General features: G+C 49.9%; 3 protein-coding genes. All 3 read left to right on the top strand.

Annotated features, from left to right (window positions below):
- From HAP68_RS11385 to HAP68_RS11375, 3 genes are read left to right on the top strand one after another with little or no spacing between them, the layout of a single operon-like run.
- A complete protein-coding gene (locus tag HAP68_RS11385; RefSeq protein WP_024085565.1) occupies nucleotides 1-7719 on the top strand; it encodes an SDR family NAD(P)-dependent oxidoreductase in 7719 nt (2572 codons plus the stop codon).
- Nucleotides 7720-7741: 22 nt separating this feature from the next.
- Complete coding sequence (locus HAP68_RS11380; RefSeq protein WP_041482375.1) at nucleotides 7742-13897, top strand: type I polyketide synthase; 6156 nt, start codon at nucleotides 7742-7744, stop codon at nucleotides 13895-13897.
- Complete coding sequence (locus HAP68_RS11375) at nucleotides 13894-20109, top strand: beta-ketoacyl synthase N-terminal-like domain-containing protein (RefSeq protein WP_024085563.1); 6216 nt, start codon at nucleotides 13894-13896, stop codon at nucleotides 20107-20109. The genes HAP68_RS11380 and HAP68_RS11375 overlap by 4 nt, the downstream gene beginning before the upstream one ends.
- The last annotated feature ends 37 nt before the right edge of the window (nucleotides 20110-20146 follow it).

Raw genomic sequence — 20146 nt, 5'->3', positions numbered from 1 at the left:
TTGGCAGTTGCCACCGATCAAGTCAAAACGTTCCTGCAGAAAATCAGCCATATGAATTATATCGTCCGGGATCATCGCGTTCATCAAATCCGCGTCCTCCCGGGCGTGACTTTAATAGATATGCTGTATCGGCTCGCCGCCGGGTATCTCGGTGAAAGGCCTATAGAATTAAGACAGATTATTTTTAAGCAGCCTGTTGTAACATCTGAAGAGTTTGATAAACACCTGTATGTCACCTTTACGCCGGCGCGTGACAGCTGGAAAGTTGAGATTACAAGCGAAAAAGCAAAAAACGGCACACCGCTTGGCGGAAAACGGGATGAGAATATGGAATGTCAGCTTTATTTGCAAAAAGACACGCCCCGGGCAAAAGAGCTGAATATTGAAGCATTCATGAAAAACGCAAGCCGAAAATGGGACATGCATGACATTTACGGAATTGCAAGAAGAAGCCATATTGAGCATGGCGAGTTTATGAAAAATGAAGGGGCCGTTTATCAGCTTCAGGATAAAGAAGAATTAATGGAGCTCACTCTGAGTGATTTGGCTGAAGGATTCCGGGAGAAATTCAAGGCGCATCCGGCTTTTTTAGATGCGTCCACCCTTGCCGGCTCTTCCTTTGCATTGTCGGCCCAAAAGCAGAATGACACACCGTATATTCCTTTTATGATTAATCGTTTTTGCATATATCAGCCGTTTCCGAAAACGATTTACACTTATTCTGCGGAAAACAGCCGCACTGAAAGCGGCGCATCAGATAGCGAACCTGATTTTTATTCGGCCGACTTCACGATTTACGACAGGGAAGGGAACGTATTGGCCGAATGTGAGAAACTGACAGTAAAAAGGGTCAGACAAGCGAATATGATTACCCATCTGATAGACAAAGAGAAGCCGCCTCAGCAGAACAAAAACGGCCGTGGAGAGCCCGAAAGTCCTGTGGCCGCAGAAGACGTGTCTGAACAGCAAACGCCGGAACAAAACATGGTGACTTACATAAAGTCGGAAATCGCCAGGCTGATCAATCGTCCGGCACAGGATATTGATGTGCGGAAAGGCTTTTATGATATGGGGCTTGACTCGACGCATTTGCTGAAGCTTGTAAAGATATTAGAGCAGACTTTTCAGCAGCAGTTTTATCCGACACTGCTTTTTGAATATTCATCTGTCCGCCGCCTTGCGGATTACCTTATCAATGAAGCGGGCTGTGTGCTGAAAGATTCGGCCGAAGAACGGCATACATCAGACGCTGACATTGCTGATGAGGTTCTGTTTTTTGAACCCGCCTGGAAAGATCATCCGCTGGAAACGGCGGTGCAGAACGGGCAAAAACACACCCGTCATCTTATTATCGCTGCCGATGCAGGACCCCGTCTCACCGGTGAACTCGGCACACATTGCCCGGAAGCGGAAGTGATAGAACTGAAAAGGGAGCATGAGGTTGCAGATGAGCAGTTTGGAGCAGATGCCGAGCTTATATTTCGTATGCTTAAACGGGAACTGACAGACCATCCGAAAGAACATACATTGATTCAGCTTGTATGCGCCGTTGAGAATGGAGCGGCATTGTCTTCAGCTCTCGGGGCTATGCTGAAAACGGCACATCTGGAAAATCCGGCTCTTCGCACTCAGGTGATCACCTTCTGTGACAAGAATGAGAGATTGCCAAGTGAGACGGCCGCAATCATTAGAACAGAAGCAGACTGCTCTCATGCAGGCTGCACAGACATTCGGTATAAAGACGATATGCGGCAGATCAGATTGTTCGAACGTATTGAGAAACCGGGCGGACAGACACAGTCTCCTTGGAAACAAAACGGCGTATATGTCATTACAGGAGGTCTCGGCGGTCTTGGATTTCTGCTTGCCCGTCACCTTGCAGAAAAAGAAAAGGTGAAGCTCGCACTCATCGGGCGTTCGCCGGAACAGTCTGAGAAGATCAGCAGACTGAAAGCATTGGGAGCGGAAGTTCTTTACGTTCAAGCGGACATCGGCAGCAAAGCCGAAACAGAGCGGGCATTTGCTCAGATTACAGAAACTTTCGGCCGTCTGACGGGCATTTTTCATTGCGCCGGTGTTTTAAAAGATCAATTTATCATCCAAAAAGACAGTTCTGACTTGAAGAGGGTGTTCCTGCCGAAAATCAGCGGCCTGATTCATGCGGACGAAGCTTCACGGCATGAACCGCTTGAATTTTTCGCCGCATTTTCCTCATTCTCGGCGTTGACCGGAAATGCGGGCCAGACAGATTATGCCGCAGCGAACGCTTTTATGGATGAATATATGAAATATCGCGATTGCAAAGCGGAAAAAGGCGAACGGACCGGGGCTTCTATGACGATCAACTGGCCGCTTTGGGAAGATGGCGGCATGCAGGTTGACAGTTTGATGAAAGAGATCATGAATGATGCAACCGGCACCAGACCGCTTCCGGCCGGGGAAGGGATGGCTTCACTAGAATATATGCTGCGTCTCGGCAAGCTGCAATCCGTTATTTTATACGGGAAGGAGCCTGCTGTAACTGAAAGCATGGCCCGATTGGTTCCGATGGCAGACAAGAACCGCTCTTCATTATCCCATGCAGCTGTCAAGAGAAGGAGCCGAAAACAAGAGAGACATACAGAAGAGCACGATATTGCCGTAATCGGATTGGCGGGAAGATATCCGCAGGCGGGAAGCATCGATGAATTTTACCAAAATCTGCGCTCAGGTAAAGACTGTATCACAACAATGCCGAAAGACAGATGGAAAGGTTATCCTTTCTCATATGAAGCAGATCAGTTCTACCGTTACGGAGGATTTTTAGATCGCATAGACAGCTTTGATCCGCTGTTTTTCAATCTGACTCCGCGCCAGGCTGAAATGATGGACCCGCAGGCGCGGCTGTTTTTAGAGACGGCTTGGGAAGCTTGTGAAGATGCCGGTTTTTATCAGGACAGAACGGCGCGCGGGCCATCTTCACAAAAAAGAAAACGCGTCGGGGTATTCGCAGGTGTGTTTTGGAGCCATTATGAGCTGTTCGGCGCTGAAATCACACAGCGGGGCACACCGCTGTCTATGGGCGTGACGCCTGCCTCCGTTCCGAATATCGTGTCTCACTGCCTGAACTTTACAGGGCCGTCAATGGCTGTTGATACGATGTGCTCTTCTTCGCTCACATCCATACATTTGGCATGTGAAAGCATTAAAAGGGGGGAGTGCGAATTCGCCATTGCCGGCGGTGTTAATGCGGTCACACATCCGCATAAATATGCGTTTTTGGCGAATGCCGGATTTCTGTCTTCAGAAGGCGTCTGCAAAAGCTTCGCCGACGGCGGTGACGGCTATGTGCCGGGAGAAGGCGTCGGCGCGGTGTTGCTGACAACCGTTCAAGAAGCGGAAAAGATGGGCTGTCCGATATATGGCGTCATAAAAGGCTCCGCTTTAAACCATGTCGGAAAAACATCCGGTTTGACCGTGCCTGATCCGGCATCACAGGCGGAAGTCATTACAGATTCCTTTCAGAGTGCCGGCATTGATCCGGAGACATTGAGCTATATTGAAGCTCACGGAACGGGGACGTCTCTGGGTGATCCGATTGAAATTGAAGGGCTGAGCCGCGCTTTCCGTAATTGGACAAACAAGAAGCGGTTTTGCGCCATCGGCTCTGCCAAATCAAATATCGGCCATTTAGAAGGAGCCGCCGGAATCGCCGGATTAACAAAGGTGCTTTTGCAGCTGAAGCATGGAGAAATCTTTCCGTCATTGCACGCGGACACGCTGAATCCCCATATTCCATTTCCGGATACGCCGTTTTATGTGGCGGACCGGCTGGAAGAATGGGAACGGCCGTCACATCCTGACCAGCCGAGAAGAGCGGGTTTAAGTTCTTTTGGCGCCAGCGGGAGCAATGCCCATTTTGTCATAGAAGAATATCTGCCGCCGCAGGCTGAAAAGAAATCGCTGAGTATACGGGAAGACGAGCCGGTTCTGTTTCTGCTTTCGGCAAAAAATGAAGAACGGCTATTGGAATATGTCAAACGGTATGACCGCTTTTTACGGGAAAAAGAAGTCAATCTTAATGACCTGGCCTACACGCTTCAAGCGGGCAGAGAAGCGATGCCTGAACGGCTGGCATTGATCGTTACATCCGTTTGCGGCCTGCAAGCGAAACTGAAGGATGTGCTTGAACGGAAAACGGAAATTGAAGGGTGTTTCCGCGGACGTGCTCAAGATGATATTTCAACAAGTGGAATGGCCGAACTTTTGAAAAACAAGCAATATTCCAGATTGCTCACTGAGTGGGCAAAAGGAGCCGCCGTTGACTGGATCCAGTTATACGAAGGAGAGAAGCCGAAACGGGTCAGCCTTCCTGTATATCCGTTCGCGAAGGAGCGGTATTGGGTGCCTGTGCCTGCGGATATCCGGAAACAGACAGACGAACCGGCGGAAAACCAAAAGATCATTCTTCAAAAAGACTGGAAGCAGCAAGATCCGGCGGAGTCTGAAGCATTATCAGGAACAGTAATGATACTTGCAACTGATAAGACGAGCCGATTGGCCGATGCTCTATTTAAAGGAAACGGCCATATTGAAACGATCTGTTTCATCCATCAGGCAAAAGACGGCGCCGATTATTACGCTGCCGCATCGGGGCGAAACCTTTACGGCAGAGTGCGGGAGTCTCTTCAAAACAAACAGATACTCGGGGTCGTCGACATAACCGCATATGATGCGGAATATGAACGGCGGGAAGATATAGAATACGGAAAGCTTGCCTTTTTACAGCAGGTTCTGGAATCATTCCGTCATAGCGGCGCTGTGCTCAGCCAAGTGACACACCGCCTCCAGCCTTTCAAGGAAAGTAAACCTCTGATGCAGGGGGCGAAAACGGCGGGGCTGTACCGGATGCTGGGCGCTGAGTATGCCAACATTCATTCTTTTACGATAGATAGCGATTGTGCGATTGAGCATACAGAAGAATTAAGCAGACAGATTGAAACTGAATTTTTACAGCCGCGGGCCAAAAGCGGCAGTGAATGCTGCTACAGGCTGAATCGCCGTTATGTGCCGTTTCTGAAGCCGGGTACGAATGTGTCTGCGGCGCCTGAGCTTTCCTATTCGTCTGATGATGTGCTGTTAATAACGGGCGGATCGCGCGGGATCGGCGCAATTGCGGCGGAGCATGCCGTTTCACGCGGGTGCAGAAAACTGGTCATCATGGGGCGGGAGCCGCTTCCCGATTCCTCGGAGTGGGCAGACATGAAAAAGGACGGCATTCTCCCGGAAAAAGCCGAGCGGATGCAGAGGTTAGCCGAGCGGGGCGCGGAGATCCGTTATTACAGCGTTTCTCTTACGGATCAAAAGGGGCTCCGGAACATGACGGACAGCATCCGCGGCACGATGGGACCGATTACCGGTGTTTTTCATTGCGCGGGTGCAATGGGAGAACACCCCGCTTTTTATAACAAAACCGAAACTGAGATCGAAAGCGTTTGCACACCGAAAGTAACTGGGCTTTGCGGTCTCTATGAAGCCGTTCGGAATGAGCCGCTGTCGTTTTTTATTTTGTTCTCATCCGTTTCGGGTCTGATCCCTTCGCTTGCTGCGGGGCAAAGTGACTACGCGATGGCTAATTCATTTATGGACTCTTTTGCAAATCATCAGGCAGGCAAAGGAAACGTGTTTGTTAAAGCCGTTCAATGGCCCGTCTGGAAAGAAACCGGCATGGCTGAAGGCCTGCCGGAAACACCTGCTTATCAAAAATCAGGACTTTCCAGGCTGTCTGCCGAAGACGGACTGAAGTTTTTAGATTACATCATATTAAACGGACAAAGCTGCGGAATTCCTTGTGTTCCCGAAGACAGTAAGGCTGATTTTGGTGATCTTCTGAAGGTGAAGAAAACTGAAGCTCCCATGAAAAAAAGCAGTGCCGGTGACCAAAAGGTGAAGGATATGATTCGTCAATGGGTGCGCACCGTTTTCAGCGAAGAACTGAAAATGACGGATGAGCAGATAAAAGATGATATGCCGTTTGATGAATACGGGATTGACTCAATACTCTTTGCGGAATTGGTTCAATCATTGCAAAAACGGATCAGCATCAAGTTAACACCGTCCTTAATGCTTCAATATCAAACGATTACAGAAATGGTTGACTATTTCGCAGCGCATCATGAAGCCGATTTTGTGACAAAAGAAAATGGTTTCGTTCAAGACGGGGACGTTCAGCCTGATGTAACCGCCGCCGCTGAAGAGAGAACATCCATGAAGCCGAAAGTGGATACCGAAGACGATATTGCCGTCGTCGGCATCTCCTGCCGTTTTCCGGGGGCGGGCGGAACGGATGCTTTTTGGGAGCTGCTGATGAAAGGGAATACTGCCATCCGGCCTGTCCCCGCATCGCGCTGGTATGCAACAGCAAATGCAAAGGATTATGCGGGGTGGATTGATGATATCGACATGTTTGATGCGGGCTTTTTCGGCATCTCTGAAAAAGACGCGGCAATTATGGACCCGCAGGCGCGGATCATATTAGAAGAAGCGGTTCATTCCGTTTATGATGCCGGGTACGGCCAAAAGGATTTGTCGGGCCGGAAAGTCGGCGTGTACATCGGCGGCAGGGCGCAGCCTTCAGCCGGTATGGAACATATCCTGCAGGCGCCTAACCCGATTTTGGGGGCGGGGCAAAACTATTTGGCGGCCAACATTTCACGATTTTTGAATGTCACAGGGCCGAGCCTTGTCGTGGATACAGCATGTTCCTCAGGGCTGATCGGGCTGTCCTTTGCAAAAGACGCCCTTTTGGCCGGAAGGATTGACGCGGCCTTAGTCGGTTCGGTGAGTCTGCTCTTATCTCCGTCCGCGCACCGGTTATTCGGAGCGCGCCATATTTTAAATGAGAACGGCGTGTTTCATATATTCGACCGTGAATCAGCGGGAGAAGTGCTCGGAGAAGGAGCGGGGGCGGTTTTTATCAAGCGATTGAGCGATGCGGTGCGGGACGGAGACCGCATTTACGGCGTCATAAAAGCCGTCTCGGTAAACAATGACGGCCGGACGCTCGGGCCCGGTTCACCGAATATAAGAGCGCAGAGAGACGTCATTCAAACTGCGCTTAATATGGCGGAAAAGTCGCCTGAAGACATCGGATATATAGAAGTGAACGGAGGCGGTTCCCCAATCGTTGATTCGGTGGAAATCAAGGCGCTCTCAGATGTCTATCAGCTGAACCGGAAAACGCTTCTGCCCTGCCGGATCGGATCGGTGAAACCGAATGTAGGGCATTTGCTTCTGTCTTCAGGTCTTGCGGGCTTCATCCGATGTGTGCTGAGCGTCTATCATAAGCGGATTCCGCCTTTCTTATCAGCGCGAGACCCATTTGAACATTATGACTTTGAAGCGTCGCGTATTCATTTTAATCGTGAACCCGTTGATTGGCATTCAGAGAAGCAACCCCGCGTCGCAGCTCAGAGTTCATTTCCTGACGGCGGGACAAATGCTCATATCCTTGTTGAAGAATACAGAGGTGAAAGACAGCGGGAACATCACCGGTCGCCTCAGCCGCCGGAATTCAGAAAAAAACACTACCCGCTTTTGGGCGGCTGGAACAGCACGGAAAGTGAACCGGAAAAAACAAGTAATGCAAAAACAGACATTGCGGATCTTTTAAAGAAATATGAGAAAAAAGCAGAGACAAGCACTGCACCTGCAGACTCGTTTTGGCAGGTGACAACGTGACGTTTTTAAAAGGGGACTAACCATGAAAAAAACAGTGAATCTGCGCCTGACGGCAGAACATCCCATTATGAAAAACCATCTTGTTCACGGAGAATCTGTCATGCCCGGTCTGGCCTATATTGATATGCTGTATCAGCTGGCAAAGCAAAGCCTTGATCTTTCATTCCGTTCCATCTGTCTGAAACGGGTGACCATTTATCATCCTTTATCAGTGAAGCGGTCAGAGCGGCTTAATGTGAGTGTCATATTCAGTAAAGAAAAGGAGTTCTGGACTGCCTCGATTTGCGGGGCGGATTCCGGGACGGTTTTCTTATCAGCGGAGGTGCATGAAGAAGTCTTCTCATCACACAGGCGTCTTGACGCAGGGGAGAAAAAACAACAAGCCGCACTTCCATCAGTCTCTTTGCATACGGTTTACGAAGCCGCGAGAAGCCGCGGACTGTCGCATGACGGGCTGATGAAGCCGGAGGGAGAGATCTATGCTTATGAAGAGGCATGTTTCCTTGATATTCGGCAGTCTGATTCATGCCGGGAAAATCTCCCCGGCGCTCTCTTTCATCCCGCGCTGATGGACGGTGCCGCCATGGCCTCCGGCGTATTGCAGACAGCTGCAGGCGCCGAGTTGTTTTTACCGATTTATTATGAGTCGTTTATTGCCGCTGAGACTGTTACGGAGCGCTGTTACGCGGTGATTTCGAAAAAGTCCGGCACGCCTTCTGAAATGGTGAAAATGGATATTGACTTTTACAACCTCAGCGGTGCGCATATTGCTTCACTGCTCGGCCTGACAGCCAAAAAGGTGCGGACAGACCGGCAGCTCACACCAGGCGTTCAGCAGATGGAGGAAACCTTATACCGCATTTTCTCGACATACGTAGGCCGTCCAGTCACAAGAAATGATGCGCACACCGTGTTTTTTGAATTAGGTCTTGAATCGTCACAGCTTCTGGCCATTATTAAAGACATCGAAGGGGCGTTTGATCTGCGTCTGAATCCGACTCTTTTATTTGAGTGCAGCAGCATGTCCGAACTGCTCGAAGACATAAAAACAAAAGGAACAGATGAATCTTCCGGCCTTGTCGCGGATGCAGCACCGGTCTCTGAAACACAATCAGGCAGTCAGACATTTACTTTCTATGAACATGAAGCATTCCTTCAGGATCATCTGGTTTTCGGCAAACCGGCACTGATGGGCGTAGTGTATCCGTGTCTGGTGTTTGAAGCCTCCGGAGCGTCTCATTCCGGCACGCATCCCGCCGAGCTGAAAGATATCCGCTTTACGGGCGGGCCTGTCACGCTGGAGCCTGGAGAGGCCGCGCAGATTGACATTTCATTTGCGGCAGAAAAGAGTGCCGAACGCTTTACCGCAAGCTGCACTGTCTCCGGTAAAGAAAGCCGGAAGACATGTGCCGAAGGAGAAATAAGCAGATATACAGAGGCACCCATAAAAAAATCATATGACGTTGAGCAAATGAAGTCGCATGCACAAAAGGTGGCGCCGGATGTCATTTCCCGTCTGTACGATTCGGTTGCCGACTTCACGATAGGCCCGATGCTGAAAACGGTAACGGCGGGATACAAAATGAGTGAGAGCTCCTTTTTATTGCAGCTGGACTTATCAGGAAAAAAAGAAAAAGGCGATCTGCATCACTTTGCATTTGACCCGCTTATTTTGAATTCATGTTATATGTCGCTCGGTGAAGAAGAATTGCAGCTGAAAAAGCGGATTCACGTCCCGCTCATGATTGAGAGGCTGACGCTTTACGGACCTGTCATGTCTGATACCGTCTATGTGGTGAATACAATCAAACATAAAAAAGACGGGTTTCTCTCATTTGATGCCGCAATCCTCAGTCATACCGGGGAACAGCTGGCGGAATTGAAAAATGCGTCTGTGAAAGAAGTGCTTCAGCCAAATCGGCTTGAAAATGCGTCTTTTGCCCCGTCCGGGAATCAAAGCCGTCAGGAAACGAAAGGAAAACCGCTGGATATTGCCATTGTCGGGATTTCCGGCAAGTATCCGCAGGCCGATGATATCGATGCGTTTTGGGATAATCTCAAACAAGGCAAGGATTGTATTACCGAAATTCCGAAAGACCGCTGGAAATGGGAACATTACTTTTCCGAGGACCGTACGGCGCCGGGAGCGATCTACAGCAAATGGGGCGGGTTCATTGACGGGATCGCCGATTTTGATCCTGAGTTTTTTAAGATTTCCCCCCGGGAAGCGGAACACCTTGATCCCCAGGAGCGGCTGTTTTTAATGCATGCTTGGATGGCCATGGAGGATGCGGGATATACGAGGACATCACCTGAACTGGGGCGTCAGGTAGGCGTGTATGCCGGTGTCATGTATCAGGAATACCCGCTATTCGCGGCTGAAGCGGGAGTGAAAGGACGGCATATCGGGCTCCCCGGCGGGATTTCATCCATTGCTAACCGTGTCTCCTATTTTTGTGACTTTCAAGGGCCGAGCATTTCGGTCGATACGATGTGTTCGGGTTCGCTGACTTCATTGTACATGGCGTGCCGGGATCTGCGGGATCATCGGATTCGCGCGGCGCTTGCCGGCGGAGTGAATCTCACCGTTCATCCTAACAAGTACTTCATGCTGAGCCAGGGGCAGTTCATCTCATCTAAAGGACACTGCGGAAGTTTCGGCGCGGGAGGTGACGGCTATATTCCGGCAGAAGGGGTCGGGGTGCTGCTTCTTAAACGTTTAGAAGACGCCGTACAAGACGGAGATCGGATTTACGGCGTCATTAAAGGAGCTGCCATTAATCACGGCGGGAGAGCGAGCGGTTACACCGTCCCGAACCCCAAGGCGCAAAGCGAAGTCATTTCTCAAGCTTTACAGGAAGCGGGGGTATCTCCGGGCCGGATCAGCTATGTGGAAGCGCACGGGACAGGGACGAAATTAGGCGATCCGATTGAAATCCGGGCTTTAACCGATGCATTCGGTGATGTTCCTGAAACATGTCTTGTCGGGTCTGTCAAATCAAATATCGGACATGGGGAATCGGCAGCAGGCATCGCCGCAGTTACAAAAGTGCTGCTGCAGATGAAGCACAAACAAATCGCCCCATCCTTGCATGCTGATGTTTTAAATCCGAATATTCAATTTGATGAAGGGCCGTTTTCCGTCTGCCGTGAATTAACAGATTGGAAACGGATTTCAGCAGACGGAGAAGAACAGCCGCTCAGGGCGGGAATCAGCAGCTTTGGTGCGGGCGGTTCTAACGCGCATATCATTATTGAAGAATATGAGGCTCCTGTCAAACAAGCAATCAGCAGCCAAGAGCCGGCGGTCATTCTGCTGTCTGCGAAAAATGGCGAGCGTCTGACAGAATATGCGGAGCGCCTTCTTGCTTTTCTTCAAAAGAAGCATATTGATAAGCCGGACTTATTTGATGTCGCGTACACTTTACAAGCGGGGCGCGAAGCGATGGATGAGCGGCTGGCTCTCATTGCGGACTCCCTTAAGGAGCTGGAGGACAAGCTCAGATCGTACTTGGAAAATGAAAACGCACCGCATCTTTACAGGGGACGGGCGAAGCGAAATCATGAGACAGTGGCTGTGTTTGAATCTGATGAAGATTTGCAGGAAGCGATGGTTAAATGGCTGAAAAAGAGAAAGTACGGTCATTTGCTGAAAATGTGGGTGCAGGGAGTCGATGTGGACTGGAACTTGTTATATTCGGAACAAAAACCCCGGAGAATCAGTCTTCCCGTCTATCCGTTTGCAAAAGTCAGATGCTGGATTCAAGATGAAGCCGAGGCGGTTTCAAAAAGGGATGACGGCAAAACGGTGATCCATCCGCTGCTCCATGAAAACACATCCGATCTTTGGGAGCTGAAATTCACCTCTGTTTTTACCGGACGGGAATTCTTTTTCACTGATCACACAGTTAATGGACAGAAGGTGCTCCCGGGAGCCGCCGTGATCGAAATGGCCAGAGCGGCCATTGAGCGTGCCGCATACGCTGTGCCGGACGGACGTAAAGGAATGTATTTGAAAGATCTCATATGGATGAGGCCTGTCATTCATAAAGGGACGGATGTAGAAGTCCATATCAGCCTTATTCTTAAGGAAAATGAAGACATTGAATTTACGATTTACAGCCTATCGGAAGAACCTGGGGGAGAACGGATTTTATACAGTAAAGGCACTGCGGTATCGGGAGAGATAGCAGCGGTTCCGTCTGTTCATTTAGAGGGCTGGCTGTCCGGCTGCAGTCAATCGGTTATGACGTCTGATGAGGTTTATCAGGCTTTCCGGCATGCGGGTATGATCTACGGGCCGAGCCATCAAGGCATTGATCAGCTGATGATCGGAGAGAGGGGGGCTGCAGCCCGGCTGTCGCTGCCGGAAACGGCAGACAGTACCGCCGATCAGTTTGTCATCCATCCGAGTCTTCTGGATGCCGCGTTTCAGGCGTCACTGGGGGCCGGTTCAGATACTGCCGGAGACACTCCGATGCTGCCGTTTTCCCTGCGGCAGGCAGAAATATTTCAGCCGACTCAGAAAACGATGTGGGCGCTTGTCCGCAAACAGAGCGATCGGTCAGATAACGGAGCGCTGACACTGGATATTGATTTATGTGATGAAAACGGCGCTGTTTGTATGAGATTGACGGGCTTCTCCTGCCGGGCTGTCCGGCAGACAAACCAAACCGAAAGCAAACGGCAGGAAGTTCAGACGGCGATGCTTACCCCTGTTTGGGACAAAACTTTCTTTTCCCTGGAAGAAAATCGAGCGGTTGATCAGGAACAATTGCTGATCATCGGAAAGCCGGGAAATACCATAAAGGCCGCGGCAAAAATGTGGCCCCGCGCCCATCTGGCGGAGACGCCGGATCATTCAAGCGAGCAAACATTACGTGAATTGACAGCCGGTTATCAAGATATCCGCCATTTCTTATGGATTGCGCCGGATCGTTTCGCACCCGCATCCGCCAGTCAGGAAATGCTTGATGAGCAGGAGAATGGGGTGATTCAATGTTTCCGTTTCATCAAAGCGCTGCTGTCACTCGGGTATGGAAACCGAAACATCAGCTTTACGGCGGTCACCCGGCAGACACAGTCCGTGTATCCGGGTGATCTCCCGCAGCCTGAGCATGCAGGCGTACACGGTTTGATCGGTTCATTGGCAAAAGAATATCCGAACTGGGACATCAGGCTGATTGATGCAGAAGAAGGCAGTGATTCGTCTGAGATGAAAAACATCTGGCGCCTTCCTCCAGATCCGGACGGAAATGCTGCCGCGTACCGTAACGGAGCTTGGCACAAGCAAAAAACAGTCCGGGTGCTGACAAGTTCCGCTCCGCGTATGTCGTACAGAGAAGGCGGCGTTTATGCTGTCATCGGCGGAGCGGGCGGCATCGGAGAAGCATGGAGCAAATACATGATCACCCGTTACAAAGCACGGATGATATGGATCGGCAGGCGGCCGAAGGATCAGGAGATTCAGAGCAAAATAGACAGGCTGGCCCTATCAGGCCCCGCGCCGCATTATATACAGGCTGATGCTCAAGATGCCGCAGCGCTTAAAGCGGCCGTCCGTTCCATAAGAGAGCGATACGGCAATATAACGGGAGTCATCCATTCCGCGATAACGCTTGCCGACAAAAGTATGGCGAATATGGATGAAGCTTCTTTCAGAAACGCTTTTTCAGCTAAGGTGAATACGAGCGTCCGAATGATCGAAGCTTTTAAGGGAGAACCGCTTGATTTTGTGCTGTTTTTCTCATCCGTTAATTCTTTCACAAAAAATGCCGGGCAAAGCAACTATGCGGCAGGGTGTACATTTCAAGACGCCTTTGCCCGCCATATCGCTTCCTTGCTTGATTGTGAAGTGAAAGTCATGAATTGGGGATATTGGGGCAGTCTGGGCGTTGTATCAGACCCGTCTTACAGAAAACGGATGGAGGCGTCAGGGATCGGTTCTATTGAACCCGATGAAGCAATGGAGGCGCTGGAAGTCTTACTATCAGAACCGTTCAGCCAAGCGGCATTCATCAAAGCTGCTCCGCACGGCTTAGCCGCACTGACGGATCAAGATGCAATATCGGTTGTATCCGGCCCGGAGCCTTCATTTATGGAAAGCGTCAAGCGGCAAAATCCGGATCGGAATGAACGGCTTGAGACTTTAAAACGAGAAATGGAGTTGCGCATATGAACAGCCTTCTTTGCAAACTGCTCTTTTACCAATTACAGTCAATCGGGTTTTTCAGCGAGCCTGTCACCACACCTGCAGCATCCATGCGGAGCGCCGGCGTGATCGGCACATACGGCAGATGGCTGGAAGAAAGCCTGAATCTATTAAAAGAAAACGGATATATCGCGTATGACGGATACACGATCACTCTTCTCGCGGATCAGCGCCCGGACGGCCGCACAGTCTGGAATGAGTGGAATGCCCATAAACGCCTGCTTCCCAAGGGGGAGCTTGCGCAAGCTGAATTGGCCGAGGCGACGATAAAAGCGATGCCTTCAATTTTAAAAGGAGAACGTCCGGCTACGGATATCGTATTTCCCGATTCATCAATGCGGCTCGTTGAAGGTGTTTATAAGCATAATCCCGTTGCGGATTATTTTAATGAAGTGTTAGCAGATTCCGCGGCCGCTTACCTGAAAGCCTACCTTACAGAACATCCCGATGCCCGTATCAGGCTGATAGAAGTAGGGGCCGGGACGGGCGGAACGAGCGCCATGCTGTTTACAAAACTGAAACCATTTGCAAAACAGATTGCGGAATATTGTTATACGGATGTTTCTAAAGCTTTTTTAATGCATGCCGAACAGGAATACGGACCTGATGTGCCGTATTTGACAACAGCCTTGTTTAATGCAGAGGAGCCTTGCGAATCACAAAATATCAAAACGGGTGTTTACGATATTGTCATCGCCGCCAATGTGCTTCACGCCACAAAAAATATCGGTTTGACGCTGCGCCGTCTGAAAGCGCTCCTGAAATACAACGGGATGATTTTGATAAACGAAATCAGCGATCGTTCTGTTTTTACCCATTTAACCTTCGGGCTGCTTGACGGCTGGTGGTCCTATGAGGATGCTGAGCTTCGGATTCCGGGAAGTCCCGGCCTATATCCAAAATCGTGGGAGCGTGTGCTGCATTCGGAAGGATACAGAGCGGTTTGTTTCCCTGCTGAAACGGCTCATGATTTAGGTCAGCAGATTATCGCAGCTGAGAGTGACGGACTCGTCCGGATGCAAGGGATCAGAGACGGCAGAAAGCCATACGCCGCCCCGGCCGAAGTTTTCCGAAAGCCCGCACAGCCTGTTTCCCGCAGCCGCGCGCCAGAGGAGCATCAAGCTGTTAAGGCTGATGGGGAATCGGTCGCTTCCCATGTCCGCTCTGTCATCAAAACAAGTATTGCCGATGTATTAAAAATGAAAGAAGAGGATATTCAGGAAGAACTGAATTTCTCTGAATACGGTATTGATTCCATTTTGGCCGTCAATGTGATTAACGAGATTAATAAGCGATTGAATCTTACACTGCAGACAACGATTTTATTTGATTACTATCATGTGAAACTGCTGACCGGTTATATCTCGGCAGAATATGAAACCATCATAGCCTCATCTCTGGAGACCGAAAGAGCGAAAATCCGCCCGGTGCTTCAGGAAGAACGGCCTGCTGAAAAACCTTTGAAGACGGATAGAAAGGAAAACGGTTATCAGAAACCGAAACAAGAACGGATGCCGCTTTCTTTCGCAAAGTCCGATGACTCGGGAATGTTCCGGGTTGTGATTGACCGTCCGGGCGGCATTGAAGATCTGACGATTGCCCGCAGTGAAGTGCCCGAGACAAAAGATGACGAAGTTCAAATAGCCGTCCGCGCCTTTTCTTTGAACTTCGGAGACTTGCTTTGTGTCAGAGGGCTGTATCCGACGATGCCGCCTTATCCGTTCACTCCGGGATTCGAAGCAAGCGGCGTCGTGATCAAGACAGGGAGGCATGTAACATCCGTCATTCCGGGTGATGAAGTGATTGTCGGTATGGGAGAGGAATTTGGCTCTCAGGCGAATCTCATCACATGTAAAGAACATCAAGTCTATCATAAACCGGCCCGGCTGACCTTTGAAGAAGCATGCGCTCTTCCTACCGTGGCAGTGACAATGATAGACGCCTTCCGGAAAGCCGGACTTAAAAAAGGCGAAAAAATATTAATTCAGACCGCGACGGGAGGAACGGGGCTGATCGCGGTGCAAATGGCCCGGCATATCGGCGCGGAAATATATGCAACGGCCGGATCACAGAAAAAAATTGAGTATCTGCATTCGCTCGGGATCCACAATACCATTTGCTATTTGGAAGAAGATTTTGAAACGGAAATCATGCGAATGACCGGCGGCCGTGGGGTGGATGTTGTCATTAATACCCTGGCCGGTGATGCCATGCAAAAAGGAATGAATTGCCTGGCGCCGGGCGGAAGATATATCGAAATTGCCATGACTGCGCTGAAATCCGCTAAATCAGTCGACTTGTCCGTCCTTCATAACAATCAATCGTTTCACAGCGTGGATTTGCGGAAGCTGTCTCTTCAAAATCCGGATCAGGTCAAGGACTATCAATTGGAACTGCAGCGGCTGGCGGAAGAGGGAGTCATTCAGCCTGTCATCTCAAAAATCTTTTCCTTTGAAGACATAAAAGAAGCGTATCACTGTCTGGATGACCGCGGAAATATCGGGAAAATCGTCATCAGCGTTTCTGAGCCGTATCAAATGACGTACCGCCCCGAACAAAAGGATCCGGCCGAAACGGTAAAATCAGCAGCTGTGTTACCTGAAAAAGAACCGATCGCGATTATCGGGATGAGCGGGCGGTTTGCTGAATCGGAGAATGTCCATGAGTTTTGGGAAAACTTAGCCGCCGGACGGGATCTGATTAAAAAAGTAGACAGATGGGATGTCTCTGACAGTCAATGCCAGTATGGCAGTTTTATAGAGGGCATTGAATGTTTTGATCCCGTTTTCTTTCATATATCGGGACGTGAAGCAACCTATATGGACCCGCAGCAGAGGCTGTTTCTGGAAGAATCATGGAAAGCGCTTGAAGATGCGGGATATGCGGGAGACTCGGTAAGAGGCCGGGAATGCGGCGTGTATGCCGGCTCCTGCGGCGGAGATTACCAGGCCATTTTTAAACAGCAGGGGCCCGCGCAGGCTTTTTGGGGCAACCACAATTCCGTCACTCCGGCAAGGATCGCCTATCACCTTAATTTACAAGGGCCGGCGATCACTGTTGATACAGCATGTTCCAGTTCGCTGACAGCCATTCATTTGGCATGTCAGGGGCTCTGGACGAAAGAAACCGAAATGGCGGTGGCGGGCGGGGTTTTCATTCAATCCACTCCCGCTTTTTATCAGTCGTCAAATAAGGCGAATATGCTGTCACCGACCGGGCGCTGCCATACGTTTGATCAAAGCGCGGACGGCTTCGTGCCGGGTGAAGGCGTGGGAGCGGTGGTGCTGAAACGTCTTAGCGACGCCGTCAGTGACGGAGATCATGTGTACGGCGTCATAAAAGGCTCTGCAATGAATCAGGACGGCGCTACAAACGGAATAACCGCTCCAAGCGCGCTTTCTCAAGAACGATTGGAACGGCATGTCTATGATACTTTTCACATTAATCCGGAAACCATTCAAATGGTGGAAGCTCACGGAACGGGCACTGCACTGGGCGACCCGATCGAATTCAGCGCCTTAACGCGCGCTTTCCGCCGCTATACGGATAAAAAAGGATATTGCGCCATCGGCTCTGTGAAAACCAATCTCGGACATGCCGCTGCGGCCGCGGGGATGGCCGGATTGTTTAAAATCCTGCTGTCGCTGAAGCATCGGCAGATTCCGGCTTCCCTGCATTTTCATCAAGCCAATCAGCATATTCAATTTGCGGACAGCCCGTTTTTTGTGAATGAAAAGCTGATACCGTGGGAACGGAATCCGGATGCACCGCGCAGAGCCGCGATCAGTTCATTCGGATTCAGCGGAACAAATGCCCATCTTGTTATTGAAGAGGCGCCGCAAACCGTGCGCCGGTCACCGGCAAAACCGGCCTGCCTCATTCCTTTATCTGCGCGGACGGAGCGTCAGCTGGAAATTCAGGCAGAACGCCTGCTGGATTCACTCAGCAAGAACAAAGACAGCGATCTGGGAAATATAAGTTATACGCTCCTGCTCGGCAGAAAGCATCTGCATCACCGGTTTGCCTGTATCGTAAGCAGTGCGGACGAACTGAAGCGGGTATTATCGGAGTGGCTTGTAAAAAGAGAGCTTCCGGGTGTGTTTGTGTCCAATTTGAAGGACCAGAAGCCGGCAGACGAAGCCGGAATGAAAACATTCGGAATGGAATGCATTGAACAGTGCCGCTCGGCGGCTTCGCCCGCACAGTACAGAGAAAGCCTGGCACATATCGCTGACCTTTTTTGCAGAGGATATGATCTTCCTTTCACACGGCTTTTTGACGGAGGGCAATATTATAAAACGCCGCTTCCTGCCTATCCGTTTTTAAAAGAAAGGTATTGGGCGGCTGATGTAAACAGTTCTTTACCAGGCCAAGCCATGAAAAAGTCTGAAACGCAAACCGTTCCCCTGTCTCCGCCACAGCCTGAACATGAAGGGCTGATTTCTCTGAGTCCTTTAACTGAGATCGAAATGACAGCGTTTGAACCGGAGACATTGCAAAAACCGATCGTCTTACAGCCTTTGGATTGTACTGTTTCTGTCCAGCAGCCGGAAAACGCCGTTTCCGAAGACAATAGAACATTGCTTGAAGAATTGAGGATAAGCCTGGCAGATATTTTATTTTTGTCACCGGAAGATATTGATGCTGATGAGCCTTTCATCGACATGGGGCTTGACTCCATTATCGGGGTTGAATGGATACAAACAGTAAATAAAACGTACCACACTGAGATTACTGCCAATAAGGTGTATGAACACCCGACGCTTGAGGAGCTTGCGGAATATATAGCGGGACAAATAAAGAAACCCGAGTATGCTGAAGCGGAGGAAACAGCGGTACGTCCGCAAATCCCGGAAGCAGAAATTCTCCTTGCCGGCATCTCTGACGGCACTTTGCGCAAAGAGCTTAAAGAAAGCCTTGCGGACATCCTGTTTCTGAAGCCGGAAGATATTGATGAGCATGAGGCATTCATTGACATGGGGCTGGATTCTATTATCGGTGTGGAATGGGTTCAGTCTATTAATAAAACGTATCAAGCGTCTATTACGGCAAATCTGGTCTATGAATATCCGACAATCGCAAAATTAGCCGGGTATCTGACCGGTTCTGTCCAAAAAGACACTGATGAAGTACATGAGGAACATACGAAACAAAACGATATATCAGAAGAGACAGATGATCAAGAACCGCCCGAACTGATCTGTCTTAACCCGGGGGAAAAGGGAAGACCGATTTTCTGGTTTCATTCCGCGCTGGGGGCAGTGGAGCTGTACCAGCCTGTTGCCGAACGGACCGGGCGTCCTTTTTACGGAATTCAGGCAAGAGGATGGATGACAGACCGGGAACCGATCCGCGGCATTAAAAACATGGCGGAATATTACGTTAAGCTCATACGTACCGTGCAGCCCCGGGGTCCTTACGATGTAGGCGGCTATTCATTAGGGGGCATGCTCGCTTATGAAGTCACCCGGCAATTGCAGCTGGCTGGAGAAACCGTTGAGTCAATCGTCATGCTCGACTCCTTTGACTCGGCGGGTGCGCGGGAAATAAACATTCCTGATGAATTATTTGATAAAAATATGATGCTGCAGACGGTGAACATGGCTTTATTTGCACCGATCTATCAACATCCGGAACGCATTTCTGAAACCTTGATTCACCGTGATGAACTAGATGCCGATCTTCATGAAGACATATTTTTAGAGCAATTAATAGCAAAAGCCAAACAGCGGGGGTTAACGAAGACGGACGCGTTGGTGAAAAATCTGATCAGGCAGAATATAAACGTTCAGGACGCTTACGAAATCACTGATTACGAACTCCTGCCGCTTCCGGATCCGAACGGGGTGACATGCTATTATTTCCGAAATAAAAACGGTATTTTCTTGGGTGAGCTTGATCCGTATTTTACGATCAGGGCAGATATTTTATCCGCTGATTTCGTCAACTACTGGAGCCAGTGGCAAGAGCATATGACAAACATCGCCATCATGGATGTGGCGGTATCCAACCATATGACGTTATTGGCTGAAGACAGCGCAGCCGAAACGATTTCTGAATTTTGCGGCGTTTTATATTCGGCAGACGGAATGACAGAACACAGCTTTCTGAAACTGCAGGAAAAGATACTGAACGTGCATGGTGAGATGCTGAAGCAGCCCGCCAAAATAAGACCGTAAATTCACATATCCGCCCGCCGGGTTTACTCGTAAGCTT

Source organism: Bacillus sp. Bvel1 (assembly GCF_014872755.1).
Lineage (GTDB): Bacteria > Bacillota > Bacilli > Bacillales > Bacillaceae > Bacillus > Bacillus velezensis.
Note: the sequence above shows the minus strand (reverse complement) of the source record. Positions and strands in the feature narration are given on the sequence as shown.